The sequence below is a fragment of the Aeromonas sp. 3P genome, assembly GCF_051919745.1.
Classification (GTDB): Bacteria; Pseudomonadota; Gammaproteobacteria; order Enterobacterales; family Aeromonadaceae; genus Aeromonas; species Aeromonas veronii.
In genome coordinates, this window is sequence record NZ_JBQBED010000001.1 from 4,678,187 (window position 1) to 4,704,094 (window position 25,908).

Below are 25,908 nucleotides of genomic sequence, written 5' to 3' on the forward strand. Positions count from 1 at the left end.
ACTCCGGCGGTCGCAAGGGGTGGCGACTAGTTGGCCGCTCAGAGGCTTTGTCTGGCTGGCAGCCATTATTCATATCGAGCGGGGTAGGTTGGCATCAATGAAGAAGGCGACCATCAGGTCGCCTTCTTGTTGTGCATTGTGACGTGCAGAGTTCGCAGCCTGAAGGGCTATCAGAGCACCATGGCGGCAATCCAGCCGAAGATCACCAGCGGGATGTTGTAGTGAATGAAGGTGGGCACCACGCTGTCCCAGATATGGTCGTGCTGGCCGTCGGCATTAAGGCCTGAGGTAGGGCCCAGCGTCGAGTCGGAGGCCGGTGAACCCGCATCCCCCAGCGCGCCTGCAGTACCGACCAGGGCGATGATCGCCATCGGTGAGAAGCCGAGCTGCAGACAGAGCGGCACATAGATGGTGGCGATGATGGGCACGGTGGAGAAAGAGGAGCCGATCCCCATGGTGATGAGCAGACCCACCAGCAGCATCAGGAAGGCGGCGATCCCCTTGTGCTGACCGATGCCTGAGGCAACCACCTGAACCAGAGAGTCGACACCGTGAGTTGCTTTCATCACCGCGGCAAAACCGGCGGCGGAGATCATGATGAAGCCGATCAGCGACATCATCCGCACCCCCTGAGTGAAGGCATCCTGGCTTTCGCGAAACTTGATGACGCCGCCGCAGGTGAAGATGACAAAACCGGCCAGCGCACCCAGTACGATGCTGTTGGTCATCAGTTGCAGCCCCAGCGCTACGCCAATGGCCAGCAGAGCCACCCAGATGTGGGTGAGGTTGAGCTCGACCGCTTCGGGCTCGGCATCCAGGATCTTGGCCAGATCGTACTGGCGCGGTTTACGATAGCTAATGAATACCGCAATCAGCAGGCCCAGTACCATACCGGCAACCGGAATGGCCATCGCCAGCGGGATCTGGCTGGTGGTGATGGGCACGCCGTTATCAATCAGGTTCTTGGCCAGAATATTGTTCAGGAAGATGCCACCAAAGCCGACCGGCAGCACCATATAGGTAGCTGTCAGACCAAAGGTGATGACACAGGCCACCTGACGACGGTCTATCTGCATCTGCGCCATCACATGCAGCAGCGGCGGGATCAGGATGGGAATAAAAGCGATATGAACCGGGATCAGGTTCTGGGAGGAGATCGCCACAGCCAGCACGGAAGAGAGCAGCAGGGTTTTGACCCACATGATACGGGTCGAGCTGGCATCCTTGCCCAACTGGCTGATCACCTTGCGGGCCAGCAGGTCGGTGATCCCGGAGCGGGAGATGGCAACCGCAAAGGCGCCCAGCATGGCGTAGGATAGAGCAATCTCGGCGCCACCACCCAGACCACCGCTGAAGGTGGTGAGGGTATCAGTCAACGACAGCCCACCGACCAGGCCGCCAGCAATGGCCCCCAGCGCCAGCGAGACCACCACATTGATCCGCAGCAGACTGAGCACCAGCATCAGCCCGACTGCGATAACAACTGGATTCATTTGATTTCCTTATAGTTTGTTATTGCTGTCTGTCATGTGAAGGGGAGTTAGTTTGCGAAAAATGTGACAAATGTCGAGAAAAAAATCAGTCAAACCCCTCATATCGCAGCAGCATGTGGCACAAGGTTGCTCAACATGAGGGTTTGTGACCTGTTTGTCTCCGTTCATCCCGTGCGCAGCGGTGGATAGTGATCTTGATAGCGATTTCCGGTGCGCTGTGCAATCAATCACTTCCCAAAAAGCGAAGGCTGCCAGTGGCAGCCTTCATCCGTTTATTCTTGCCCCTCATCGTCGGCAGGAGCATCGGTTGTGTCATCATCCGGATGCGCTGGCGGCCAACCCCCCATGCTCTTCCAGCGGTTAACGATATGACAGAACAGCTCTGTGGTGCGTTCGGTGTCATAGAGGGCCGAGTGCGCCTCTTTATTGTCAAACGGGATGCGGGCGCTCTGGCACGCTTTGGCCAGAACGGTCTGCCCCAGCGCCAATCCGGAGAGAGCAGCGGTGTCGAAGGTCGCAAACGGGTGGAACGGATTGCGCTTGAGGCCTGCGCGCTCGGCGGCAGCCATCACGAAGCCATGATCAAAGGTGGCGTTGTGGGCCACTATGATGGCGCGGCCGCAATCCTGCTCCTTCATCCCCTTGCGGATCCCCTTGAAGATCTCGGTCAGCGCCTCTTTTTCCGAGACAGCGCCACGCAACGGGTTGTAGGGGTCGATGCCGGTGAACTCCAGCGCGGCCTTTTCCAGGTTGGCCCCTTCGAAGGGCTCGACATGAAAGTGGAATACCTGATCGGGAACGAGCCAGCCCTGCTCATCCATTTTCAGGGTGTAAGCCGCGATTTCGAGCAGGGCATCGGTCTTGGCGTTGAACCCGGCTGTTTCAACATCGATGACGACGGGGTAAAAACCACGGAAACGGCCCTTGAGGGTATGAACTGCGTCGGTCATGGGATCTCGGTCGGGATAAAATGAGGCGGCATTATGGCAAAAAAGCACAGGCTTGTCCCCCCATCCCACGCAGGATGCCGCGGCAAGATGGCGCAGGATTCAATATCTGTGCAGCCACCAGCGGACGGCAATCAGCGCCGTGAGCGTGCCCAACAGGGCGCTGGCCAGCACATCCACCGGCCAATGCATTCCCATTACCATGCGTGACAGACCAATCCCCAGCGCCCACAGTGGCAGCAGCCAGACGCCCGTGGGGGCGCGGGCCAGCCAGATCAGGCCAAAGAACTGGGCCAGGCTGATAGCGGCGATGCTGTGGCCAGAGGGGAAGGCGTAGTTCACCTCGGCCTGCCAGTGGTGGCCGAGCCACTCAGGCAGGGCCAACAACTGGCTGGCGGCGTGAACCTGTTCACTCCGCACATCGACGCTACTGGCGTAGAAGTGCTTGATGGCCGGGATCAGCGCCTGACTCTCAAGCCAGAGCAGATAGGGTCTGGGCTCTTCGGTCAGGTGTTTGATCAGGCTCTTGAGCCCCCAGTCGCTGGCGAGCAGGGCCGCCAGCGCACACCCCAGCGCAATGAAGGGGGTCAGCTCCAGTTTGAGTTTGTAGCGAGTCAGCATCAGCAAGAGGGCGCCACTGACCCCGATCCCGGGAATATCGACCATGCGGGTGAGGGCGTATGACCACCATAACCAGCCTGATTGCAGGGAGCCGGTCAGAAAAGGCTGCCAGGGCAGGGTGGCGAGCAGTAACAGGGGCAGGATCAACAGGGCAGTGAAGACAAGCACCTGGCTGCGGGTGAGTGAGGTGGTTGACGTTGGGAGCGACGAAGCGTGTGGCGGCATGGTAGGTATGGGCGATCGCGAAAAAAGAGGGGCATTGTGCCACCGTGATATGCCCGGACAAAGCCGAGCAGCACGTTTGTTACCTCTGCTTACACATTTGTGGCGACATCCTCTGTTTGAGCGGGCGGGTGGGGTGGCTGCCGCACAATGTGGTCCCCTTTCGCGCCGGATTGCATCACAGGCTGAAATCTCGGGCGGCTTTGCGCTAGAATGGCGCCCCCGTGGCGGTTGTGACCAAAGAGAGCCCGATGAAGATAGTCGTTGATGAGAATATGCCCCATGCCGTGGAGCTGTTTGCCGAATTTGGCGAGGTGATCCCCTTGCCCGGACGGCAGATGCAGGCCCGCGATCTGCTGGATGCCGATGTGCTGCTGGTGCGTTCGGTCACCCGCGTCAACGGCGATTTGCTGGCGACCAGCCCCAAACTCGGGTTTGTCGGCACCGCCACCATAGGCACAGACCATGTGGACAAGGCCCTGCTGGCAAGCCGCAATATTCCCTTCTTCAGCGCCCCTGGTTGCAACAAGTATTCGGTGGGGGATTATGTGCTCTCAGCCCTGCTGGTGCTGGCGGAGCGCTATGAACTCGAGCTCTCGGCTATGACTTTGGCGGTGATTGGCGCGGGCAATACTGGCGAGTGCGTGGCTGGCAAGGCCCAAGCGCTCGGCATGCGGGTACTGCGCTGCGATCCACCCAAGGCGCGGGATAATCCTGATGCGGGCTTTGTCGATTATCAGACCGCCTTTGGTGCCGATATCGTCAGTTTCCATGTGCCCATTACCCGCGAAGGGCTGGATGCCACCTACCATCTGCTCGATGCCGAGCAGATTGCCGCCCGTCCTGCCGGGCAGATCCTGATCAACGCATCCCGTGGTGAGGTGTGGGATAACCGGGCGCTGCTGGCGCGCCAGCTGGGCGATGCGCCATTGCGACTGGTGATGGATGTGTGGGAGAACGAGCCCGAGCCACTGGCTGCGCTGGTGCCCCATACCGAGATTGCCACCCCCCATATCGCCGGTTACAGCCTGGAGGGGAAGGCCCGTGGTACCTGGATGCTCTATCAGGCGCTCTGCCAGCAGCTGGGACGCCAGCATCGTCAGGATTTGAGTCAGCTGTTGCCTGCCCCCGATGTGCAGGCGGTGGTGCCGGGCCGCACACCGGATCAGGCGCTGATCAAGCAGCTGGTGCATCTGGTCTATGACGTGCGCCGCGATGATGCCCGTTTCCGGGCCCGACTCGGTCTGCCCGGCAGCTTTGACGAGCAGCGCAAACACTATCCCGAGCGCCGTGAACTATCCTCCCTGCAGGTTGAGGGGGCGTTTGCCGACCAGGCGCTGGGCGAGCTGGGATTTACGCTGTCACGCCCCTGAATCGGGGACTAGGAGTTGGAAGATAACCGGAAGGGGTGAGCCGTACTGGCTACCTCGACCCCATTTTTTACTGAGCTGGCGCAGATGCTACTGCGCCGGCTCAGCCATATCAGGCAGCGTCATCTCGCCGTGCGGGAGACTGCCGACCATGGCGCCAGTCGGCGCCATTGCAGCATTATCAGAGGAGAACAGAATGAGCCAGCAGTTTAACGTAGCGGTATTGGGTGCCAGCGGCGCCGTGGGTCAGGCGATGATCGAGATCCTGGAAGAGCGCGAATTTCCGGTAGCGACCCTTTATCCGCTGGCTTCCAGCCGCAGCGCCGGTGATACCGTGCGCTTTGGCGGCAAGAACCTCGAGATCCTCGATGTGGAGGAGTTTGACTGGAGCCAGGTACAGATCGCACTCTTCTCCGCCGGTGCCGAGGTCTCGGCCAAGTGGGCGCCGATTGCTGCCGAACACGGCTGCATCGTCATCGACAACACCTCCTGCTTCCGTTACGACGAAGATATCCCGCTGGTGATCCCGGAAGTGAACCCGGATGCGCTGGCCGATTTTCGCAATCGCAACATCATCGCCAATCCCAACTGCTCCACCATCCAGATGCTGGTGGCCCTGAAGCCGTTGCACGACGAAGTGGGCATTGCCCGCATCAACGTGGCCACCTATCAATCCGTGTCAGGCTCCGGCAAAGAGGGGGTCAGCGAGTTGGCGGGTCAGACCGCTCATCTGCTCAACGGTCGTCCGGTGGAACCGACCCTCTATCCGCAGCAGATCGCCTTTAACTTGATCCCGCAGATCGACAGCTTCACTGACAACGGCTACACCCGTGAAGAGATGAAGATGGTATGGGAAACCCAGAAGATCCTCGGCGATGCCAGCATTGCCGTGAACCCCACCTGCGTGCGGGTGCCGGTCTTCTACGGCCACGCCGAGGCGGTACACGTCGAGCTGCACCAGCCGCTCGATGCCGAACAGGTCAAGGATCTGCTGCGCAATGCACCGGGTGTGACCCTGTTTGATGACGAAGGGGACTATCCGACCCCGGTGCGTGACGCAACCGGCAAGGATGAGGTGCTGGTGGGTCGGGTGCGCCAGGATATTTCTCATCCAAGTGGTATCAATATGTGGATCGTGGCCGATAACGTTCGTAAGGGCGCGGCAACCAACAGTGTACAGATTGCCGAGCTGCTGGTTCGCGACTATCTGTAAGGCTGGTTAGATGCCACAGATGCGCAGCAGGGAGTGCTGCGCATCCGGCCTGTGATCAAACCGGGGTGTGACCCATGCCGCACTCCGTCACTTCAAGATTCTGTTGCGATATCAACTGATTAAGTTTTTTCCTACACTCAGGGTCAAGTTGGGTGCTAAATGTGTCGGACTGCTGGCTTGCCAGGCGAGCCTGATTTATATTGAACCGACTGTTTTGGGGTAACTATCCAGATTTTTCAATGTGATAGGGCCGTCATACGAAGGAACGAATATGGGACATTCCCGCATAACATTGGCAACGCTACTCGCATTGGGTCTGCTGGGCACCGTCCAGGCTGAAGACTCGGCGCGGGAGCCTTTTTTTGTCGAGCTAAAAGGCCCTGACGAACCCGCACCTCCCGCCGTCAATTCCCAGCCGCTGGCGCAGCCGGTCGCCAGACCCGCCGCACAACCGGTGCGTACAACCGCCCAGCCGGTGGTGCGTCAGGTCACTGCCAATGCCGGTAGCTATGGCCCTGTTCGTCCGACCGATACCCTATGGAGCCTGGCGAGCAAATATCGCCCCTCCAATCGGGTCAGCGTCTACCAGACCATGGTGGCGATTTACGAGAAAAACCCCCGCAGTTTTGCCGATGGCAATATCAACCACATTCTGGTGGGGTCCCGCATTCTGCTGCCGACCGCTGCCGAGGCGAGCGTCATCACTGATGCACAGGCCCGCGCCAAGTTCCGTAGCGACAACGCCAGCTGGAAGGGGTTAAGCCCCAAATATCTGGCTGACAAGCAGGCCCATACCGCCAAGCCGGCTGCCGCCAAACCCGCGAAGGTTGAAGCCGCCAAGACCGAGCTGGTGAAGGCTGCGCCTGCGCCGCTGCCAGTGGCGAAAGCCGCCCCCATTCCCGCCCCGGTGGTGGCACCGCAACCGGCGGCTGAAACCAAAGAAGTGGCCAAGGTGAGCGAGCCAGCGCCGAAAGAGGCGGTAGCACCTGCTCCTAGCGCAGCAGAAGGCACCACACCGGCGCCTCTGCCTTCCGATCTGGATAAACCAGTGGGCAAACCGGCCACTGAGATGGCGCTGGCACTGGAAGATGCCAATGCCCAGCTCGGCCAGGTGACCGAGATGAACCACAGGCTCAAGCTGCGTCTGCAATCCCTGACCGAAGAGGTGGAGACCCTCAAGGCCCAGCTGCAGGATCAGACCGCGCTGCAAAAAGAGATTGCCGAGCTCAAGGCCCAACCGGTCCCGCCGGCGGCAGCCGAGCCTGAGCCTGAGAAAAACTGGTTGATGGATCTGCTCTCCTCACCGCTCAACCTCGCCATGATCATTCTGCTGCCGGTGCTGCTGGTATTGGCGCTGGTGACCCTGTGGCTGCGTGCCCGTGCCCGCCGCGAACTGGAAGAGCAGGAGAAGAGCCTCTCCGAATCCACCGCCATGATGATGGATCAGGAGCAGAGCGAGTTTGATGACCTGCTGAGCGTCGATGTGACCGACAACGAGCCGGTGCGCCCTGTGCCGGATCTCAACACCCCGGATGGCTTTATGCCGATGGAGCCTGACGAGCCGGCCGCCAAGCCGGATGTCGATCTGGTGTTCAGCGACGAGGGCGAGATGGAGCTGCAGGGCTTCGAGCCCGAGCGGATGGCGGCCCAGCCAGCCAGTCGTGACCCGGATCTGGTGCCGGATCTCGATCTCTCGCTGGATGAGCCCATCGCGCTGGCCAACGAGCCCGCCATGGATCTGGCCAGCGAGTTCAACCCCAAGCCCAAGGCCGCTGACGAGATCATGAGCGAAGAGGAGCTGCAGGCAGCCCTGTTTGCCGAGCTGGATGCGGATCTCTCAGCCGACCTCGAGCCCGATTTGAGCTCCATCGACGAAGTCGGCGCTGCTGACGACGATCTGGCGAGCTTCGATCTCGGTGATTTCGACAGTGCCCTCGACGAGCCCGCCACAGGGAAAGATGACAACGCCATTGATCTCAGTGCCGCAGAGGACACCGACGAGAGTGCCGATGCCATGCTGGCCGAGCTCGGTCTTGAGCCTGTCAAGGCGAAGGAAGCGGAACTGGATCTGGAGTGGGATCCCAACGAGCTGGCGCTCTCCGATTTCGAAGATGCGTTTGCCGAGGTGGAATCACATCCGGCAGATCTCCAGCCCCGTGAGCAGGCACAGGAGAGTGGCTACGTCGAGATCGACAAGCTGCTGGCTGAAGCGGATGCCACTGCGCCGGAGCAGGAGCCGTATCAGGGCTTCTCGCTGGATGTGGGGCTGGATGGCTTCCCCGAGGTGCTGCCGGAATCCACCGGATTTGACGTGGATGCCGACGACGGCGGTGTGGGTGCCAAGTTGGATCTGGCCCGTGCATACCTCGAGATTGACGACAAGGATAGTGCCCGCGAGCTGCTGCAAGAGGCGGCGGAGCAGGGTAGTGATCACCAGCGCGCCGAAGCCGAGAAGTTGCTCAAGCGGTTGGGCTAAAGGATTTCCCATTACGGGATCAGCAAAACGGGGGCAGCCAGCAGGCTGCCCCTCATATTTTGGCGATTTGCGATGGGGGATCATGGCCGTGCAGGCTCGCTATCCAGGCCAATTGCGCGTGTGGTGGGACTTTTCAGGCTGAGCGCGTATAATCCGCCCCGTTTCTTTCACTGCGTTTTCACAACAAGACAAGTTTATCCATGCGAATTGCCCTAGGTATTGAATATGACGGCAGCCGGTATTTCGGCTGGCAGCGTCAGCGTGAAGTGATCAGCGTGCAGGCTGAACTGGAGACGGCGCTGAGCCGGATTGCCAACCACCCTGTCTCCATCCAGTGTGCCGGACGCACCGATGCCGGTGTCCATGCGACCGGTCAGGTGATCCACTTCGATACCGAGGCGAACCGTGCCGAAGGGGCCTGGACCCTGGGGCTCAATTCCAACCTGCCGCCGGATATCGCCGTGCGCTGGGTCAAGCAGGTGGACGAGAGCTTCCATGCCCGCTTCAGCGCCACCGCCCGTCGCTACCGCTATGTCATCTACAACCACAACTACCGGCCGGCGATCCTCGGCAGTGGCGTCAGCCACTACCACGAGACCATCGATGCCGAGTTGATGCACCAGGCGGGCCAGAGCCTGCTGGGGGAGCACGACTTTAGCACCTTCCGTGCCGTCGCCTGCCAATCCAACACCCCGTGGCGCAATGTGACCCATCTGTGTGTCTGCCGTCAGGGGCCCTATATCGTGCTGGATATTCGCGCCAACGCCTTCCTGCACCATATGGTGCGCAATATTACCGGCTCCCTGCTGCTGGTGGGGCAGGGGCTCAAACCGGTGGAGTGGATTGCCGAGGTGCTGGCTGCCAAGGATCGCAATCTGGCCGGGCCGACTGCCAAGGCCGGTGGTCTCTATCTGGTCGACGTGGATTACCCGGCCGAGTTTGCTCTGCCGCAGTTGCCGCTCGGCCCGCTGTGGCTGCCGGACTCGGCACCGGGTACGACCAGTTTTTAGTAACTGCGCCCGAAAAATTGTGGTTTAATGACCCGTCATTTGTTGCCATCGAGCTATTAAGTCATTGAACAATCTAGGCTCGATGCGTTTTGTCAGGCACAAAAGCATTAAGGAATTCCATGAGCTGGCTTGAGAAGATTCTTCCCAAGAGCAAGATCACTGCGCCCCGTCGTCACAACATTCCGGAAGGGGTGTGGACCAAGTGCAGTGCTTGTGAACAGGTGCTCTACCGGGCAGAGTTGGAGCGCAACCTCGAAGTGTGCCCCAAGTGTGATCATCATATGCGCATCAGCGCCCGCGCCCGTCTCGAGAGCTTCCTCGATGAGCAGGGTCGTACCGAGATCGGTGCCGAGCTGGAGCCGCAGGATGTACTGAAATTCAAGGATTCCAAGCGCTACAAGGATCGTTTGTCTGCCGCTCAGAAAGAGACGGCGGAGAAAGATGCGCTGGTGGTGATGAAAGGGACCCTCAAAGGGGTACCGGTTGTCGCCTGTTCGTTCGAATTCTCCTTCATGGGTGGCTCCATGGCCTCCGTGGTCGGTGCCCGCTTTGTACGCGCCGTCGAGGAGTGCATCAAGGAAGGCCGTGGCCTGGTCTGCTTCTCCGCCTCTGGTGGTGCTCGGATGCAGGAAGCGCTGTTCTCCCTGATGCAGATGGCCAAGACCAGTGCAGCGCTGGACAGACTCACCAAGGCGGGCCTGCCCTATATCTCCGTGCTGACCGACCCCACCATGGGTGGCGTCTCTGCCAGTCTGGCGATGCTGGGTGACATCAACGTGGGCGAGCCCAAGGCGCTGATCGGCTTTGCCGGCCCGCGCGTTATCGAGCAGACCGTGCGCGAGAAACTGCCGGAAGGCTTCCAGCGCTCCGAGTTCCTGCTGGAAAAGGGTGCCATCGATATCATCATCGATCGCCGTGAAATGCGTAACCGTCTGGCCAGCCTGCTCGCCAAAATGCTGAATACTCACGTCATCGAAGAGTGAAGATGAGTTCAAACATGCAACAATCCCAAAGCCGGTCGCTTGTCGACTGGCTTTCTTATTTGGAGCAGATCCATCCGGTCAATATCGACATGGGGCTGGATCGGGTCGGTGCTGTCGCCCGGCGTATGGGGCTTACCCAGCTGCCGTTCAAGGTGATCACGGTGGCGGGTACCAACGGCAAGGGCTCCAGCTGTGCCATGGCGGCCAGCATTCTGATGGCCGCAGGCTATAAGGTCGGCGTCTACTCCTCGCCCCATCTGCTGCGCTTTACCGAGCGGGTACGGGTCAACGGGCAAGAGCTGCCCGACAGCGATCACTGCGCCGCCTTTGCCGAGGTGGAAGCCGCCCGCGGCGAGATTGCCCTTACTTTCTTCGAGTTCGCCACCCTGGCCGGTTTGTGGCTCTTCTGCCGAGCCGCCCCCGATGTGCTGCTGCTGGAAGTGGGGCTGGGTGGTCGGCTCGACGCCACCAACGTGGTGGAGTCCGATGTGGCGATGATCACCTCCATTGCCCTCGATCACTGCGACTGGCTGGGTGATACCCGCGAAGCGGTGGCGGTGGAGAAGGCTGGGGTCTATCGCGCCGGTAAACCCGCCATCAGTGGCGAGCCCAATCCGCCTGCGACTATCGCGAGCGAAGCACAGCGTCTTGGCGCCAACCTGCGTCAGGTCGGTATCGATTTTCGTGGCGATGAGCACGAGAGCGGTTGGGATTATCACGGCCTAAACCAGTGGCGGGATCTGCCCAAACCGGCGCTACCGCTGATGAACGCGGTGACCGTGCTGGCGGCGCTGGAGTCCCTCGGCTTGCCGCTGCCGGAGTCCGCCATTCGTGACGGGCTTGCCAATGCCCGGCTGGCTGGCCGGATGCAGCAGTTGCAAAGTGCGCCGCTGGTGATCGTCGATGTGGCCCATAACCCCCATTCGGCGGCCTATCTGGCCGCGCAATTGCACAAGATGCCCTGCTCGGGTGTGCGCCGCGCCGTGGTCGGCATGCTCAAAGACAAGGACATGGCGGGTTCCCTTGCCGAACTCGATGGTCTGATTGGCGAGTGGTATCTGGCCAGCCTCACCGGCCCGCGCGCCGCCACTGCTGCGCAGCTGGCTGCAGCGCTGGGGGAGGGCAAGGAGCCTGCCAGGGAGTTTGATGATGTCAGCGCCGCTTATCAGGCAGCGTTGGCCGCATCGAGTCCGGACGATATGGTCATTGTGTTTGGTTCGTTTTACACTGTCGCCGACATTCTGGCGGGTGTCGCCGTCTAGGCCACACCCCGGCTCCCCGGCCTTCGGGCGGGGAGCCAAATCGCATATTGAGTTACGTAAAGGTAGGATTCAACTTGGCCTCGAAGTTTCAAAACCGTCTGGTGGGCACCGTCATCCTGGTGGCCCTGGTTGTTATTTTCCTGCCGGACTTGCTGGATGGTCACAAGCTGGCACAAAAGGAGGAGGCCTTCGCCAAGATTCCGCTGCGCCCCGAGCTGGAGCCTGCCAAGCCTGCGCTGCAGGTCTCGACAGCCAGCAGCCTGCCCGCCGATCATCTGGCCAGCCAGCAACAGGCCTCTGCGGCCCAGCAGTGGCAAGTGGAAGAGGTGGCTGATCCCATGACCCTTGCCGGTCAGGGCAACGGCGCGCAGCCGGCTACAACCCCTGCCGCACCGGCGCCGGTTCAGCCGCAACAGAATGCCCAACCCAAGCCACAGCCCAAGCCGGAAGTGGTGGCCAAAAAACCGGTCGAACCGCCCAAGCCAGCACCCAAGCCGACGCCAGCCAAACCGGTTGAAGTGGCCAAGGCGCCCGTACCGGCCAAGCCGCAGGCGGGTCAGATCAAGTCCCTCGACGATCTGATTGAAAGCAAGATGACCCAGCCGACCACACCCGCGCCTGCTGCGGCACCGGCACAGGGTAGCTGGATCCTCCAGCTTGGCGCCTTCAAGAACGTCGACAGTGTCAACGCACTGGTGAGCAAGCTGCGGGCGGCGGGCTACTCTGCCCACACCTCGCCGCGCACACCGGTGCAGGGTCAGCTCAACCGGGTCTTTATCGGACCGGATGTCTCTAAGGCCAAACTGCAAGGGATGCAGGGGCGGATCTCCCAGATGACCGGCCTCAGTGGCTCGGTGGTCTCTTACAATCCGTGACGGCTTGCCGTTGGCAATGGCCCTCTGAAACAAACACCGCGCCCCGTGCGCGGTGTTTTTTATCTGGCTGTCGTGATTTTTAAGGACGGCGTCGTACAGGTCACCCCCCGGTTGGGATTTTCGGGCAGTTGGGGTAGTCTGAGCCCTTCTGCTACTCACAGGAGTTCAAGATGATCCTCTCGACGACCCCCACGCTGGAAGGCAAAACCATTCGTGAATACCGCGGCATCGTGGTTGGCGAAGCCATTCTCGGCGCCAACATTTTCAAGGATCTCTTTGCCGGGATCCGCGACATCATCGGCGGCCGCTCCGGCGCCTATGAAAAAGAGCTGGCCCGTGCCCGCGAGATCGCTTTCGATGAGCTGAAAGAGCGCGCAGCGGCCCTTGATGCCAACGCAGTGGTCGGCATCGATATCGACTACGAGGTGGTGGGGCAAAATGGCAGCATGCTGATGGTCAGCATCAGTGGCACCGCCGTGGTGGTCTGATCGGGCACCAGCCTCTGCATGGGCAATGAGCTGATAACTGGGTTATCGGCTCATTGCCTGTCTGATACGTGGCGGCTGGCAGGGTTATCACTCAAATCATTGATTTTAAATATTTATATTTATTAATAATTCCACTAACCGGTTTTATTTTTTTTAACTGGGGAGCCCGAGAGGGTCAAGCTAGAGTGCCGCCATCAGGAACGACACCGCTCACGGACGAGGTTCTCTTCTCTTGAAGGCGTATCAAAATGAATCAAAAACCTGCTCTGCTGCCCCTTGTCATGTTGGCCATGATCGCCCATGCCGGCAGTGCCCTCGCGGCGCTGCCCAACTTCAGCGCCACTTGTCCCACCGATATTCGGGTCAAGTCGCAAGGGGGCAACGTCTTTATCAATGGCAAGAAGGCGCCCCTGAAAACGCTGGCGCCCGCCGCCTATTCGGCCACGAGCGGCAAAGTGGTCATCGGGATCACCTTCGATCTGCCCGCCAGCGAACCCACCCTGGATTACGTCATCAAACATGATCGCCGGGCCCACGGCTTTTGCACCGTGCACGCCTGGTCGGCGGGCAAGGCCGCCGCACTGCCGATGGCCAAAGGGGACTCGCCCTATCAGGGCAAGTGGGTAGCCAAAAACCGCGAGACAGGTGCCACGGTGGCCAATATTCAGGTCGATGGCAAGGAGCAGGTGTGGGTCAACGGAGTCAAGGTGAAGGCGAAACGGGCCGATGGCGCGCTGCAGTTTCGTCAGGGCACCATCCTCTACACCCTGCAGGGGGATCCGCGCATTCGCGATGAGAGCGACTGGAATGACAGCGATGTTCAGAATACCGGCCCCATCACTCTGGAGTAACAGACGCGCCGTGCCACGGCTTGGTCATTGATGCAAAAAACAGAGAGCGGCATGGCCGCTCTCTATTGGTTGATCGCCGTGCGGGGTCAGATGCCGTGGATGGCGTTGGCTTCCCCATACCAATCCAGCTTGTCGGCCAGAGTGACCACCGAGCCGATGATGATGAGGCTCGGGCTCTTCACCTGACGGGCCAGTTCGGCCAATTGCTGCAGCTCGCCGCGCACCACCCGCTGACTGAGCTGGGTGCCTTGCTCCACCAGCGCCACCGGGGTGTGGCCGGGCATGCCGTGGGTTTGCAGCGCATCCTGAATGCGGGTGGCGTGGGCCAGCCCCATGTAGAACACCAGGGTCTGGCGTGGGGCCGCCAGCGCTGACCACTCCTGGGCGATATTGCCCTCCTTGTCGTGGCCGGTGATGAACTGCACCCGCTGGGCATGGTCGCGGTGGGTGAGGGGAATGCCGCTGTAGGCGGCGCAGCCTGAGGCTGCCGTAATGCCCGGTACCACCGAGAAGGGGATGCCCGCCTCGGCCAGGGTTTCCAGCTCCTCGCCACCCCGGCCAAAGATAAAGGGATCGCCCCCCTTGAGCCGCACCACCTGTTTGCCCAGCTGCGCTTGTTCCAGCAACAGCTGGTTGATCGCCTGCTGGGGCACACAGTGGCGGCCCGCCTCCTTGCCAACAAAGATCCGCTCGGCATCCCGGCGAACAAGCGCCAATACCTCCTGCGAGACCAGTCGGTCATAGACCACCACATCCGCCTGCTGCAACTGTTGCAGACCGCTTAGGGTAAGCAGTCCCGCATCGCCGGGGCCTGCGCCCACCAGGGTCACGCTTCCCTTGCTCTGTGGTTGCTCATCGAGCAGCTCGGAGACGCTCTGTTCGGCAGCTTGCTGCTGGCCGCGCGCCAGCTGGCATGCCAGTCGCTCATGGCTAAAGAGCCGCTCCCAGAAGCGGCGGCGGGCCAGCTTGTCCGGAATGAGTTTGACCCGCTCGCGCAGCTTGCCCGCCAGCGCCGCGAGCTGGCCGAGGTGTTGCGGCAGCATGGCTTCAAGTTTTTCCCGCAGCTGGCGGCTCAGTACCGGCGCCGCGCCTGCGCTGGAGATGGCCACCATCAGCGGCGAGCGGTCGATGATCGCGGGCATGATGGCGCTGCAGTGGGCCGGAGAGTCCACCACATTGCAGAAGAGCTGGCGCAGGTTCGCCTCGTTGAAGACTTGCTGGTTGACCTCTTGCTGGTTGGTGGCGGCGATCACCAGCCACTTGCCATCGAGCAGTTCGGGATGAAAATCGGCGGCGCAGACGGTCAGGCGACCCTGCTCGGCCCAGCTCATCAGCTGGGGTTCCAGATGCGGGGCATTGATGGTGATCTTCGCCTTGGCATCGAGCAGCAGGCGCGCCTTGCGCACCGCCACCTCACCGCCGCCGACGATCAGAACCGGCTTGTTTTGCAGCTGACAGAAGAGAGGGAGAAAGTCCATAACAGGCTCCGGATGCTGGCCCGCTCGCAATGCCGCGCCGGGCGAGATAGCAGGGCGCGCCGTGACGCACCCCGGATGGTCGGGGGAAAGATCCCCCGACGGGAATAAAAAAAGGGGAAGGGTGATCTACGCCCGGGCCAACGACAGATCCCCACCGGTGTCGGCCACTTGATCACGCTTCCCCAAACGAGGTTTTTCCTATTGCACCGCTTTGACGTGCATGTTGGCGACGTACTGATCTTCGGCCCAGAAGATGCGGTCAGCGACCATGGCTTCCGGGTTGAGGGTGACGCCGCGCAGCACCCGCTCCTTGAACTTGTGATAACCGGCCCGGTCGATAAGGTGACCCATGTGCAGGTAGATGGGTTTGCCATCCAGCATCTCGGCCTCGAACTCGAACAGGTTCTTGATCACCGCATGCAGCACCTCTTCGGTGACCCAGTTGAGGAACAGCTTGCCGATACGAGGGGTCTTCTTGCTGGTGCGCCCCCCCAGCTTGACCATGTAGAGCTGCTTGGGATCCCGCTGCCAGGCCAGGGTCGGGCAGGCCAGCACGCACTCGCCACAGCCGATGCACTTGCTCTCCTCCTTGACCGCCTTGCCATGCTTGATGGCGAGGCAATCCACCGCGTGGTGGCTGCATGCCTTGACGCAGGCGCCGCAGCCGATGCAGCGCTCGGCATTGAAGTGGATCTTGGCGATGCCGAGGATGCCGAAGTCGGCCATGTTGGCCTTGGCGCAGTCGTTGGGGCAGCCGGCGATCACCATCTTGAGGTGATAGGGGTTGGGGTAGAGGTGTTTCTCCATCCGCTGGGCCAGCCCGGTGCAGTCGATATTGCCCTTCTGGCAGATGGTGTTGCCCTGACAGGCGACGATGTTGCGCCCGCCGATGGTCTGGTAACCGGCTTGGGTGTCTTCTACCTCGATGCCGCAGGTCTCCACCTCGATCTCCTTGATAAAGGGTTCGAGGGCGGCGTTGACCTTGTCCATGTCCTGATACTTGATGCCGGGCATCGCCAGCTTCTGGCGGGTGGTGAGGTGGATCAGGCCGTTGCCATACTGTTCAGCGATCTGCTGGGCTACCGCCAGCAGGTGGGCTGGCATGATCCCGCCAGGAATGCGTACGCTGATCATCGCTTCGCCGCGCACCTTGGAGAGGCGGTATTCGTTCTTGGCGCGGGCCTTGATGATGTCGATATCGAGACTCATGGTGTTCTCCCTCAGTCGATCAGATGCTGGGCCTGGTCAAAACGAAAGACCGGTCCATCCACGCAGATATAGGTGTCGCCCATCCGGCAGTGGCCGCATTTGCCCACGGCGCAGGCCATGCGGCGTTCGTAGTCGACCCAGATGCGATCCTTGGGGATGCCCCGTTCGAGGAAGGCGAGCACCACGAAGCGGATCATGATGGGGGGGCCGACCACGATCACCTGGATATCCTCCTTGTCAGCGAGATCCAGCTGGTCGATGTAGTCGGTGACCCGGCCAATGCGAAACTGCTCGCTCTCCTTGCCCTCGTCCAGGGTGACGATAAGGTTCTGCTGCTCGGCCCAGAGCGGCATCTCGTGGCGATAGAGCACCGCCTGCTCGTTCTTGAAGCCGAGGATCATGTCGAGGGATTTCACCTCTTCCGGATGTTTGCTGAAGCGGCGCAGCAGCCCCTTGACCGGCGCGACGCCGGTACCGCCCGCCACCACGATGAGGTGCTGGTTGCGGTAGGTCTCCAGCGGATAGCCGTTGCCGTGGACGCCGCGCATCCACACCTTGTCGCCCACATCGAGGGCAAACAGCGCATCGGTTACCTTGCCGACCTTGCGGATCAACAGATCCACATAGCCATCGCCATAGTCGGAGACCGAGATGGGCGCCTCGCCGACGGTGGGCAGAGAGATCTCCACAAACTGGCCGTAGTGGACATCAAAGTCGCGGGAGACCCGAAAGTTCCACTCCAGCTCGGTGTGGCGCTCGATGGCCAGAATGGTGTAGGCCTTGGGCAGCAGGCGGTTTTCGACTGCGTCCTGCTGCGGTTCTGCTGTTGCGGTTTGCTGGCACTGGCACATATCAGTTCGCCCCCTGCGCGTTGTCGGCTGCGATGGTCTGTTCGACCACATCGGTCATCTTGTTGATGATGTTGCTAAAGGAGATGTAGTGAGGGCAGCGATCGTCGCAGCGGCCACAGCCGACGCACATGTGCTCCTCCCCCTGACGGGCCTTGTAGTCGTTGACCTTGTGCAGGGCGCGATAACGCAGGCGCTCGCCATGTTTGGCGCGAAAACCGTGGCCACCGGCCATGTCGCTAAAGCCATCCACCATACAGCTGGCCCACTGGCGACGGCGCTCGCCCTGCTTGGGGTTCTCCGCATAGGTGAGGTCATGCACGCTGTAGCAGCTGCAGGTCGGGCAGGAGGTGGTACAGCGGCCGCAACCGATGCAGCGGCTGTCGTACTCGGCCCAGACCGGATGGGCGGTGAGGATCTGGCGGATCCGCTGGGGGTCGTCACAGACGCTGTCCGGGGTGCGTACCTTGACCGGGTTGCTCTGGACAAATTCCGGGGTGAAGTCGTCGGATTCACCCAGTTCGGCAAAGTAGCCGAGCAGCTCGGGATCCTTCACCTCAATACGGGCACCCTCATCGCTCAGACGAATGGCGGCGGCGTAGTCCTGGGTCTTGTTGCTGCCCATGGAGACGCAGAAGCAGTTCTCGAAGCTCTCGCGGCACTCCAGCAGCACCAGCTTGAGCTTGCTGCGCAGCCGGGCGTAGTAGACGTCGCTGTTCTGGCCATTTTTCAGGTAGACCTGATCCAGCCTGCGCAGAGCGTGGATATCACAGCTGCGCAAGAACAGCAGGGTGGGCTTGGCCTCCACCTTGGATTCGCGCAGCTCCAGATTGTCGAAGTGGAACAGGGTCTGGGTGATGGGGAGCACCACCTCTTTCGGGGAGAAGTGGGACTTCTCCTGCCACACCAGATCGGCCGGATGGCGGATGCTGTGGTAGGTGACGTTGTCGGTGTCGGAGAAGCGACCGCCCCGATATTCGGCCGCAGGGGCCATGATCCGGTAATCGGGTAGCAGCCGCTCGAACAGCTGCACCAGCGCGGGCTGGGTGAGAAGAAACGACATAAATAAACACCTTGTCTTGGGGTGACATGCCTTGACATTGCAAGGGGCGTGTCTGTCCCGGTATTGACTGGCCGGGAGAGCTGGGCTGCTCTCACCGCGGTCCGGTTTATGACTCATCTTGTTCAACTGACCCGATGGTTATTGTGTTGGCGGCGCGAGCGTCGCGGCAGGTCGGGTCATGCCTGTAAAACCCTTATCAATTGAGCAGGGCGGCCTGATAGCCTGCGCACTTGCCCATCACGTATCCCATCTCCAGCTTGTTGATATCGCGGGTAAAACGGGAAACGGGGAAGTAGTCTGCCGGGGCGATCACCTCGATCTGGCAGTCCTCCGGCGGATTGGCGATAAAATCGAGCGCCTCGTTGTAGCTGCGATCCCGCTGCTCCAGCGCCTGTGCCAGCGCGGGACGGCTCTTGAGCAGGGTGCGGATCATCCAGGGGAAGGGCATCGGCTTTAGCCGATAGCCAAGGGGCTCGGAGAGGATCACCGTCAGGTGACGGGCACCGCGGCGGTAGGCCTCGATCACCGGGATGGAGTCGGCCACCCCGCCATCTGTCATCGGTACCCCGTGTACCTCCGGGTATTCGTGGGAGGCGAGGGGAATGGCGCAGCTGGCGGGCAGCACCTCGTTCATGTTCTCCGGCTTGACCCGGATGTACTCCGCCTTGCCGGTCAGGGTATTGGTCACCACCGCATAGAAGGGGATGCCGGTCTCCCGGTAGGCGTGAATGTCGAGGGGATACTTGCGGCAGCTGGTGTTCCACAGCCAGTGGATATCCACCAGATTGCCCCCCTTGGCAAAGCGCAGGGGATCCATAAACTGCTGGCTGCACGCAAGTTTGGTCAGGATCTCGTGGCTGCGGCCATGCTGGCTGGCGAGATAAGCCAACAAGTTGGTGGCTCCCGCTGAGACGCCGATGGCGAAGTCAAAGGGGCGATAGTCATGCTCGATAAACGCATCCAGCACGCCGCTGGCAAATATGCCGCGCATGGCGCCGCCTTCTACAACCAATGCGCTGGGGGATGCGTTTTTGTTCATGACAGGCACCTCATTGATAAGTCAGAGAGAAAAAATGGGAAAGAGAACGTTCGGGCTGTCAGGCCGACCATTCTGACAACCAACCGGGGTTGGCCATCGCAATGAGGTCATTCTAGGAAGGGGATGGTGTTTAGAATATCCGTTAATAATGAATCAAGTGTTTTGTATTTCTAAACGATAGTGATAAACCCGTTGTGATCAAAGGGGTTGTGTAGGAGTCTCAACGACTCTGTGATGGCTGGATATTGGCAAGGATGAGCAATTTATGACGTTACTGGTTCCCCCGCTGCTCCGACGTGGCGATACCATCGCTTTTTTCTCCCCCTCCAGCGCGGCGACCGCCTGGGCACCCAACCGTTTTGTCCGCGCAAAAGCCTTTCTTGAGGGGCAGGGCTTTAGGCTCAAGGCGGGCAGCCTCACCGGCCAGCAGGATCACTGGCGCTCCGGTTCCATCGCCGCGCGGGCCGAGGAGCTCAACGCCCTTATTCGCGACCCAGAAGTGCGCTGCATCATGTCGGTGATTGGCGGCAGCAACTCCAACTCCCTGCTGCCCTACCTCGATTTTGATGCGCTGAGGCGCGATCCCAAGATCAATGTTGGCTACTCCGATGTGACGGCGCTGCTGCTCGGCATCCATGCCCAAACTGGCCTGGTTACCTTTTATGGCCCGGCGCTGGTGGCCTCCTTTGGCGAGTTGCCGCCGCTGGTGGATGAGACGCTGGCCAGTTTTTTACAGATTGCGTTGGCCGATGAAGCTGGCGTCCCCTGCACGTTGCCCACCCCGGCAAAGTGGAGCGATGAACGGCTGGATTGGGAGAACCAGACCCGGGCCAAGCAGTGCAAGCCCAATCGGCTGATCTCGGTGGGCTCTGGCCGGGTAGTGGGGCGACTGATTGGCGGCAACCTCAACACCATGGCGGGGATCTGGGGCTCCCCCTATATGCCCGTCATCGAGCACGGCGACATTTTGCTGCTGGAGGACAGCCTGAAATCTGCCGAGACGCTGGAGCGCTCCTTTGCCCATCTCAAGCTGTGCGGGGTGTTTGAGCGGATCGGCGCGCTTATTCTCGGCAAGCACGAGCTGTTCAACGATCAGGGTAGCGGCAAGCACCCCCTCGATATCCTGCTGGAGGTGGTGGGGGAGCCGAGCTTCCCCATTCTTGCGGAGTTTGACTGCGCCCATACCCACCCCATGCTGACGTTGCCGCTGGGTATCGAGGTGGCGCTCGATCTCGACCGCCAGCAGCTCACCTTGCTGGAGCCATGGTGGCGAGCAGAATGAGTGCGAAATGAATGTCCAACAACAAGGCCGCGGATGCGGCCTGGTCTGTTTTTGTGGGGAGGGATCAGGGCAGAGCATCGGGCCGGAAGCTGGCGCGGATCTGCGGCACCAGGCTTGAAGGGTCGAACCCTTTCTCCTCGCCCAGCACCGGATGGAGCAGGGGCTTCTCTTCGATGGGGGTGATATCCCCCGCCAGCAGCTGGCGGGTGGCCTGACCCATCTGGTAGAGCTGGCGCACCGGCGCAAACTGGGTCGCCAGATTGAGGGGGTCATCGGCGCGGGTGAAGGCCATCATGGGGATCTGGTAGGTGGCATCGCGCGCCGGCTTGTCACCGTGAATGCCCTTGCCGGCGGACATCAAAAACGGCTGGTGATCGCCAAAGGCCACCACCAGATAGCGCTTGCCCGACTGGTCGAGGGTCTTGAGCAGCCGCTCCAGCGAGGCCATGGCATCCACCACCCCTGTGTAGTAGGTGTTGAGCAGCTGGGTGTCGCTCTCGCTCTGGTTCGGGCAGGCGCCGCTGCGCTCCTGCCCCTGATAGCGGGGGCCATCGAAGGGGCCGTGCCCCTGCATGGTGACTGCATAGGCAAACAGCGGTTTGTCATCCTGCTCGCTGCGCTTGAGCAGGTGGTCGATGAGGGCATCATCGGAGATATAGAGTCCCTTGTGCTCAAGGGTGGTGAAGCGGGTATCGAACCAGCGCTCATCATACCCCAGCGCCGGGATCGCCTTGGCGCGGCCCCAGAACTTCTCTACATAGGGGTGGGCGAACAAGGCCTGGTAGCCGCTCTGTCTGGCGCTCTGGGCCAATCCCGGCACCTGCTGCGAGAGGTAGTAGTAGGGCACCACGCCCTGCTTGAGCAAGCCCACCGGCAGGCCGGTGTTCATCTCGAACTCCGCCAGCACCGTCATGCCGCCGGTGGTGGGGGAGTGGATGGTCTTTTGCCACTGCTGCACGCTGGCGGGCAGGGAGAGGGTGGGAGCCGGGGCGCAGATCCGCCCCTTCCAGTCGAGCCAGAGCGACTCATATTGCAGCACGATCACCAGATCCCAGCGCGGCGCTATGCCCTGGGGCGGATAGCTCAGCTGCGGGGCCAGCTCGTTGATCTGCAAGGGGTAGCGAAACACGCTGCCGCTTTGCAGCATCTCGTCCACCAGATTGAACAGATAGAGGCCGGGGCCGGAGCGGATGATGTCCCTGTGGTAGTTGACCGCGCGATCCACGTAGCGAATGTTGGCCCCCAGCAGCTTGTTGCCGGTCTGGGTGGCAAAGACGCACAGGGCAAAGAAGGCGACGGTGGCGGCGGCAGTGCGCAACACCCAGCGTGACAGGGCAAAGCGCCAGCAGAGCAACAGAGCCAGCAACACGGTGAAGATGGGCAGGATGGGGTGCTGGTCGAGCAGGATCCGCAGCAGCGCCAGCAGGTTGCCAAAATCGTCTCCCCCGAGCGGCACGCCGTAGATGGCGATCTTCATAAAGTTGGCCAGCAGACCTATGCCAGAAAGCGCGGTAAAGACCAGCCCCATATAGAGGTTGAAGCCCGCCAGCGCACAGAGGCTCCAGCCCAGCACCATGCTGCCCCAGGCCAGATAGTAGTGCTCCGGCCGAAAGCCTGACCAGAGCAGAAACTCCCCCAGCTTGAACACTACGAAGCCGTGCAGCAGCACGAAGGTGAGGTTGCCGAGCAGCAGGCTGCCGATGATCCGCCAGCGCAGGCTGCGGCGCAGCTTTGGCAGCACCGTTTTGAGCACGGCGGCGCTCAGGGCCAGCACCAGCGTCAGGCTCACCACCAGATAGGTGAGGTTGAAGCCTTGCTCCGGCAGGGTTTGCAGGATCTGGCTGAAGTCGCCGCTCTCGGGGCGATCTTTGAGCAGCAGACCGATGCGCAGCTGATAGCGGCTGGCCAGCGCGTCATCCGGGGCGCGCAGGGTGCTGTTGAGATCCAGTGTGCAGCGGTTATTGCGGCACACCTGACGCTTATCCACCGCTTGACTGAGCTGGTCAATCCGCTCCCCCTTGTCGTTGAGCAGCTCCACTCGCACCTTGTCCCCCGCTTGCAGTGGCCCTCGCAGCTGCCACTGGCTGCGCACCACCAGATAGAGGCCGCGGCTGTCGCTTTTATAGAGCAGGGCGTGGCGGGTGAGGGTGGCCAGCGGATTGTCGGCGGGGCCCAGCACCAGCGGCTGGGCACGGCCCAGCCAGCTACCGGGATTGATCAGCGGCAACAACAGGGTCAACAGCAGCAATCCGCCCAGCAGGGCAAGCAGTAGAGAGGGCAGACTCAGGACGCGGGGGCGGCCTGAGGAGGGGCGATTCATATAAGCTCATCCTTTGAGCGAGTGAGGGAGAGATCGTTCATCCGCATAGAGTTTGACCCGATGGTGCGGGCCTTGTTTCAGCTTGTCAATTTAATGACCACTTAATGAATATTTGGTTACAGCTCAACCTTGCAAATTGTGATCCCGGTCGAGGGATTGTTCGGAATATGTGATGAAAGCGTCATCATGGGGTTTTGCCACTGGCTTGGGAGGGATCTGCTGTTTAGTCTCTCGATAGCGACTGGAGGTACATGTATGAATCCCAAAGTGATGGCACGTCAGGCCAGATTGCTGCGCATGCTGGAGAGCAAGGAAGAGATCCGGATCGGACGCGAGCGCGACTGCCCGCTGCCGCTGGCCCAACTGGTCAAGCTGAAGGATAGCCATCCGGCTGTGGTCAAGGTCTATCGCCACGGTCTCACCGCCGAGGTGTTTCACCTCAAGGTGGAGGGGCATCACTGGTGCCTCAAGCGGCGCCGTCAGGATTCACTGGTGGCCAACCTCGATGGCAAGACTGCCTTTCTGACCGAGCTGGAGCGGCGGCGCGAAATCGAGGCGCTGCGCGAGCTGCATCCTACTGTCCTCTCCCACGTGGTCTGCACCAGCTTCGGCTCGGCGCGGGCCGGGGTGCTGGTCTCCCCCTGGTTGCGGGGTGTGCCGGTCCATCAGCTCAACGAGCGCAATCTGGCCCAGATGCTGGAGGTGCAGGGTGAGCTGGCGCGCTGGGGCTGGTTTGACTGGGACCCGAGTCCGGGCAACCTGCTCGATGACGGCGAGCAGATCTGCGTGTTCGACTTTGGCTATATGTGGACCTTCGATCCCCGCTTTGAATACAACTCCAACGGTCTGGTCGACCCGCAGTTTCATGTACCGGAGCGGTTGGAGACCCGCACCCTCTCCGGGCTTTGGCTCGATGAGGCCGATCCTCTGCCGCAATTTCGCTACTGGCGCGAGCTTTGTCTGAAATGGGTGAAACGGGAGATCCATCACCTGATCCGCGAAGGGGCCAGCGCGCCAGTGCTGGCCCGCCTGCACGCCCTGCAGGGGGAGTGGAGCGCCGCGCTGGCGAGCGACGAGGCGCTGGTCGCCAACTGGTGGCGGGACATGTATCGTAGCCACCGGCTCGATGTGGCCGATGATCTGAGCGGCCAGAGCTGCGGCCCGCTCACCCTGCGTCGCCTCGACTGGTTGATGCAGGCGGTGACGGATCACTATCCGCTGCTGGTGGACAATCTCTCGCCTCAGGAGACTGAGCTGGGCCAGACCGGGCTGCTGGCCCGCTTGCAGCAGCTGCGCCGGGAAGCAGTGGCCTGTCAGTTGCCTGCCACCAGCCTTGCCTGAGCCAACACATCTGCGAAATACAAATGAACAGGGCGCCTTGCAGGCGCCCTGTTGCATGGCCGGAATTGCCTCGGTTGAGGATCAGTCCAGCAGCTCCTGATGGAGGCGGTTGACGATATTGCCCGCCTCGCTCTCCTTGACCAGAAAGCAGAGGTTATGGGCGCTGGCGCCGTAGCAGATCATCCGGATGTTGTGCTCGCGCAGAGCGTCAAAGACCTGACTGCCCACCCCGTTCACTTCGCTCATCCGGTTGCCGATGAGCGCCACCAGTGCCAGACCGGTTTCCACCTCCACCTTGCAGAGTTGTCCCAGTTCGGCCAGTACCTTGTCGCTCAGGATCGGCTCGCCGTTGCTCTGGCTGCCGGTGTGATCCAGGGTCAATGACACGCTCACCTCCGACGTGGTGATGAGGTCGACCGAGATGCGGTGACGGGCCAGAATGCCGAACACTTCGGCCAGAAAACCGTAGGCGTGGAACATGTTGAGGCTGTGCAGGGTCACCAGCACCTGCTGGCGGCGCAGGGCGACGGCGCGAAACAGCGGGCTTGAATCTGTGCTGGCGCGGATCCAGGTACCACCGGCGGCGGGGTCCTTGGCGGAGCCGACAAACACCGGAATATTCTGGCGTACCGCCGGTTGCAAGGTGGCTGGGTGCAGCACCTTGGCGCCGAAAGTGGCCATCTCGGCCGCTTCGACAAAGCTGATTTCGGGAATGGGGCGGGCGCGGGTGACGAGGCGCGGATCCGTGGTGTAGATGCCGGGCACATCGGTCCAGATCTCGATACTGGCGGCATCGAGCGCTTCGGCGAGCAGGGCTGCGCTGTAGTCGGAGCCGCCGCGCCCCAGCGTGGTGGTGCGGCCATCGCCATCGGCGCCGATAAAGCCCTGGGTGATGATGAGGCTGTCGCCAAGCTGCGGGCCCAGCGTCTGCTGGCAGAGAGTGCGGGTGGTGGCCAGATCGACGGTGGCCTTGCCAAAGCGGCTGTCGGTGCGCATCAGCTGGCGCACATCCTGCCAGTGGGCCTTGACGCCGCGCTGGCGCAGCAGTTCGGTAAAGAGGCGGGTAGACATCAGCTCGCCGCAGGCGATGAGGCGATCGGCCAGCTCCGCATCGGTATGTTGGTGGGCTTGCTGGGCCATGAGGCGAATTTCGTCCAGCTGGCCATGAATGAGGGCGCTCACATCAACGGGGTTGCCGAGATCGGCCAGAATGGCCTGCTGGATCCCGGCCAGTTTGGCCAGCTGCTCGTCGCGGCCCGCCTCGTCCAGCTCCCCTTGTGCCAGGGCGACCAGCAGGTTGGTGACACCGGCGCTGGCGCTCAGGACCACCACCCGGGTGGCGGGATTGGCCAGCACGATATCGGCGCAGTTATTCATGGCCGGGAAGTTGGCGACACTGGTTCCGCCAAACTTGGCGACATTGATCGGGCTCATTGCTTACTCCTGTCTTATTTTAAGATTCCGGTTCCATCGGGCAAAAAAGAGAGGAGGAGGCTGAAAATGGCAGGAATGAACGA

The 25,908-nt window shown here is 61.3% G+C and carries 21 protein-coding genes; 11 read left to right on the forward strand and 10 right to left on the reverse strand.

Going from position 1 to position 25,908, the window contains the following annotated elements:
* Window positions 1–170: 170 nt before the first annotated feature.
* The 3 genes from ACTG19_RS21740 to ACTG19_RS21750 form a co-directional block, all read right to left on the reverse strand.
* A complete protein-coding gene (locus tag ACTG19_RS21740) occupies window positions 171–1,493 on the reverse strand; it encodes a Na+/H+ antiporter family protein (protein ID WP_005344933.1) in 1,323 nt (440 codons plus the stop codon).
* Window positions 1,494–1,765: 272 nt separating this feature from the next.
* On the reverse strand, window positions 1,766–2,443 hold the full coding sequence (gene rnt, locus ACTG19_RS21745) for a ribonuclease T (protein ID WP_005333780.1): 678 nt from the start codon (window positions 2,441–2,443) through the stop codon (window positions 1,766–1,768).
* 99 nt (window positions 2,444–2,542) lie between these two features.
* Complete coding sequence (locus tag ACTG19_RS21750; protein ID WP_439989569.1) at window positions 2,543–3,286, reverse strand: phosphatase PAP2 family protein; 744 nt, start codon at window positions 3,284–3,286, stop codon at window positions 2,543–2,545.
* Between the two features lie 248 nt (window positions 3,287–3,534).
* On the opposite strand from ACTG19_RS21750, the gene ACTG19_RS21755 reads away from it, so the two are divergent.
* The 9 genes from ACTG19_RS21755 (at window position 3,535) to ACTG19_RS21795 (ending at window position 13,811) form a co-directional block, all read left to right on the forward strand.
* Entirely contained in the window at window positions 3,535–4,656 is a 1,122-nt protein-coding gene (locus ACTG19_RS21755) for a 4-phosphoerythronate dehydrogenase (RefSeq protein ID WP_439989570.1), read from the forward strand.
* A gap of 193 nt (window positions 4,657–4,849) precedes the next feature.
* Window positions 4,850–5,866 (forward strand): aspartate-semialdehyde dehydrogenase, encoded by a 1,017-nt coding sequence (locus ACTG19_RS21760; protein WP_005344937.1) that lies wholly within the window; start codon window positions 4,850–4,852, stop codon window positions 5,864–5,866.
* 271 nt (window positions 5,867–6,137) lie between these two features.
* Window positions 6,138–8,342 carry a FimV/HubP family polar landmark protein gene (locus ACTG19_RS21765; RefSeq protein ID WP_439989571.1) on the forward strand — a complete coding sequence of 735 codons (2,205 nt, stop codon included), beginning with the start codon at window positions 6,138–6,140 and terminating at the stop codon, window positions 8,340–8,342.
* 200 nt (window positions 8,343–8,542) lie between these two features.
* The gene (truA, locus tag ACTG19_RS21770; protein ID WP_368175823.1) at window positions 8,543–9,352 is read left to right on the forward strand and encodes a tRNA pseudouridine(38-40) synthase TruA; all 810 of its coding nucleotides are present in this window, start codon (window positions 8,543–8,545) and stop codon (window positions 9,350–9,352) included.
* A 119-nt stretch (window positions 9,353–9,471) separates the two neighbouring features.
* Window positions 9,472–10,335: an acetyl-CoA carboxylase, carboxyltransferase subunit beta gene (gene accD / locus ACTG19_RS21775; protein ID WP_005333765.1), complete on the forward strand. Its 864-nt coding sequence runs from the start codon at window positions 9,472–9,474 to the stop codon at window positions 10,333–10,335.
* 2 nt (window positions 10,336–10,337) lie between these two features.
* Window positions 10,338–11,597, forward strand: a complete 1,260-nt coding sequence (folC, locus tag ACTG19_RS21780) for a bifunctional tetrahydrofolate synthase/dihydrofolate synthase (RefSeq protein WP_439989572.1) — start codon at window positions 10,338–10,340, stop codon at window positions 11,595–11,597.
* 74 nt (window positions 11,598–11,671) lie between these two features.
* On the forward strand, window positions 11,672–12,472 hold the full coding sequence (gene dedD, locus ACTG19_RS21785) for a cell division protein DedD (RefSeq protein ID WP_439989573.1): 801 nt from the start codon (window positions 11,672–11,674) through the stop codon (window positions 12,470–12,472).
* A 170-nt stretch (window positions 12,473–12,642) separates the two neighbouring features.
* A complete protein-coding gene (locus ACTG19_RS21790) occupies window positions 12,643–12,960 on the forward strand; it encodes a heavy metal-binding domain-containing protein (RefSeq protein WP_439989574.1) in 318 nt (105 codons plus the stop codon).
* 248 nt (window positions 12,961–13,208) lie between these two features.
* Window positions 13,209–13,811, forward strand: a complete 603-nt coding sequence (locus ACTG19_RS21795; protein WP_439989575.1) for a hypothetical protein — start codon at window positions 13,209–13,211, stop codon at window positions 13,809–13,811.
* 86 nt (window positions 13,812–13,897) lie between these two features.
* Here the strand turns inward: ACTG19_RS21795 and cysG are convergent, their stop codons facing one another.
* From cysG to ACTG19_RS21820, 5 genes are all read right to left on the reverse strand, one after another.
* On the reverse strand, window positions 13,898–15,289 hold the full coding sequence (gene cysG / locus ACTG19_RS21800) for a siroheme synthase CysG (protein WP_439989576.1): 1,392 nt from the start codon (window positions 15,287–15,289) through the stop codon (window positions 13,898–13,900).
* A gap of 198 nt (window positions 15,290–15,487) precedes the next feature.
* On the reverse strand, window positions 15,488–16,498 hold the full coding sequence (gene asrC / locus ACTG19_RS21805) for a sulfite reductase subunit C (protein ID WP_113739323.1): 1,011 nt from the start codon (window positions 16,496–16,498) through the stop codon (window positions 15,488–15,490).
* Between the two features lie 11 nt (window positions 16,499–16,509).
* On the reverse strand, window positions 16,510–17,349 hold the full coding sequence (asrB, locus tag ACTG19_RS21810) for an anaerobic sulfite reductase subunit AsrB (protein WP_201989254.1): 840 nt from the start codon (window positions 17,347–17,349) through the stop codon (window positions 16,510–16,512).
* Window position 17,350: 1 nt separating this feature from the next.
* Complete coding sequence (gene asrA / locus ACTG19_RS21815) at window positions 17,351–18,409, reverse strand: anaerobic sulfite reductase subunit AsrA (protein ID WP_439989577.1); 1,059 nt, start codon at window positions 18,407–18,409, stop codon at window positions 17,351–17,353.
* Between the two features lie 196 nt (window positions 18,410–18,605).
* The gene (locus ACTG19_RS21820; protein ID WP_439989578.1) at window positions 18,606–19,448 is read right to left on the reverse strand and encodes a patatin-like phospholipase family protein; all 843 of its coding nucleotides are present in this window, start codon (window positions 19,446–19,448) and stop codon (window positions 18,606–18,608) included.
* A 265-nt stretch (window positions 19,449–19,713) separates the two neighbouring features.
* Here ACTG19_RS21820 and ACTG19_RS21825 point away from each other — a divergent pair, with 265 nt between their 5' ends.
* Window positions 19,714–20,730 carry a S66 family peptidase gene (locus ACTG19_RS21825; protein ID WP_429150232.1) on the forward strand — a complete coding sequence of 339 codons (1,017 nt, stop codon included), beginning with the start codon at window positions 19,714–19,716 and terminating at the stop codon, window positions 20,728–20,730.
* A 64-nt stretch (window positions 20,731–20,794) separates the two neighbouring features.
* On the opposite strand, the gene ACTG19_RS21830 is transcribed toward ACTG19_RS21825, so the two are convergent.
* Window positions 20,795–23,050, reverse strand: coding sequence for an LTA synthase family protein (locus ACTG19_RS21830; protein WP_429150234.1), 2,256 nt, complete (start codon window positions 23,048–23,050; stop codon window positions 20,795–20,797).
* A 255-nt stretch (window positions 23,051–23,305) separates the two neighbouring features.
* Here ACTG19_RS21830 and ACTG19_RS21835 point away from each other — a divergent pair, with 255 nt between their 5' ends.
* Window positions 23,306–24,391 (forward strand): hypothetical protein, encoded by a 1,086-nt coding sequence (locus ACTG19_RS21835; protein WP_005333743.1) that lies wholly within the window; start codon window positions 23,306–23,308, stop codon window positions 24,389–24,391.
* Window positions 24,392–24,472: 81 nt separating this feature from the next.
* Here ACTG19_RS21835 and lysC read toward each other — a convergent pair whose 3' ends face one another.
* Window positions 24,473–25,825 carry a lysine-sensitive aspartokinase 3 gene (gene lysC, locus ACTG19_RS21840; RefSeq protein ID WP_120414479.1) on the reverse strand — a complete coding sequence of 451 codons (1,353 nt, stop codon included), beginning with the start codon at window positions 25,823–25,825 and terminating at the stop codon, window positions 24,473–24,475.
* Window positions 25,826–25,908: the final 83 nt, after the last annotated feature.

What these genes read in the sequence shown, in the direction of transcription:
- ACTG19_RS21760 (WP_005344937.1), top strand. Translation starts at nt 4,850, where the DNA reads ATGAGCCAGCAGTTTAACGTAGCGGTATTGGGTGCCAGCGGCGCCGTG.
- ACTG19_RS21755 (WP_439989570.1), top strand. Translation starts at nt 3,535, where the DNA reads ATGAAGATAGTCGTTGATGAGAATATGCCCCATGCCGTGGAGCTGTTT.
- ACTG19_RS21750 (WP_439989569.1), bottom strand. Translation starts at nt 3,286, where the DNA reads ATGCCGCCACACGCTTCGTCGCTCCCAACGTCAACCACCTCACTCACC.
- ACTG19_RS21740 (WP_005344933.1), bottom strand. Translation starts at nt 1,493, where the DNA reads ATGAATCCAGTTGTTATCGCAGTCGGGCTGATGCTGGTGCTCAGTCTG.
- lysC (WP_120414479.1), bottom strand. Translation starts at nt 25,825, where the DNA reads ATGAGCCCGATCAATGTCGCCAAGTTTGGCGGAACCAGTGTCGCCAAC.
- rnt (WP_005333780.1), bottom strand. Translation starts at nt 2,443, where the DNA reads ATGACCGACGCAGTTCATACCCTCAAGGGCCGTTTCCGTGGTTTTTAC.
- ACTG19_RS21835 (WP_005333743.1), top strand. Translation starts at nt 23,306, where the DNA reads ATGAATCCCAAAGTGATGGCACGTCAGGCCAGATTGCTGCGCATGCTG.
- asrA (WP_439989577.1), bottom strand. Translation starts at nt 18,409, where the DNA reads ATGTCGTTTCTTCTCACCCAGCCCGCGCTGGTGCAGCTGTTCGAGCGG.
- truA (WP_368175823.1), top strand. Translation starts at nt 8,543, where the DNA reads ATGCGAATTGCCCTAGGTATTGAATATGACGGCAGCCGGTATTTCGGC.
- ACTG19_RS21830 (WP_429150234.1), bottom strand. Translation starts at nt 23,050, where the DNA reads ATGAATCGCCCCTCCTCAGGCCGCCCCCGCGTCCTGAGTCTGCCCTCT.
- cysG (WP_439989576.1), bottom strand. Translation starts at nt 15,289, where the DNA reads ATGGACTTTCTCCCTCTCTTCTGTCAGCTGCAAAACAAGCCGGTTCTG.
- ACTG19_RS21820 (WP_439989578.1), bottom strand. Translation starts at nt 19,448, where the DNA reads ATGAACAAAAACGCATCCCCCAGCGCATTGGTTGTAGAAGGCGGCGCC.
- asrC (WP_113739323.1), bottom strand. Translation starts at nt 16,498, where the DNA reads ATGAGTCTCGATATCGACATCATCAAGGCCCGCGCCAAGAACGAATAC.
- asrB (WP_201989254.1), bottom strand. Translation starts at nt 17,349, where the DNA reads ATGTGCCAGTGCCAGCAAACCGCAACAGCAGAACCGCAGCAGGACGCA.
- ACTG19_RS21790 (WP_439989574.1), top strand. Translation starts at nt 12,643, where the DNA reads ATGATCCTCTCGACGACCCCCACGCTGGAAGGCAAAACCATTCGTGAA.
- ACTG19_RS21825 (WP_429150232.1), top strand. Translation starts at nt 19,714, where the DNA reads ATGACGTTACTGGTTCCCCCGCTGCTCCGACGTGGCGATACCATCGCT.
- accD (WP_005333765.1), top strand. Translation starts at nt 9,472, where the DNA reads ATGAGCTGGCTTGAGAAGATTCTTCCCAAGAGCAAGATCACTGCGCCC.
- ACTG19_RS21795 (WP_439989575.1), top strand. Translation starts at nt 13,209, where the DNA reads ATGAATCAAAAACCTGCTCTGCTGCCCCTTGTCATGTTGGCCATGATC.
- folC (WP_439989572.1), top strand. Translation starts at nt 10,338, where the DNA reads ATGAGTTCAAACATGCAACAATCCCAAAGCCGGTCGCTTGTCGACTGG.
- ACTG19_RS21765 (WP_439989571.1), top strand. Translation starts at nt 6,138, where the DNA reads ATGGGACATTCCCGCATAACATTGGCAACGCTACTCGCATTGGGTCTG.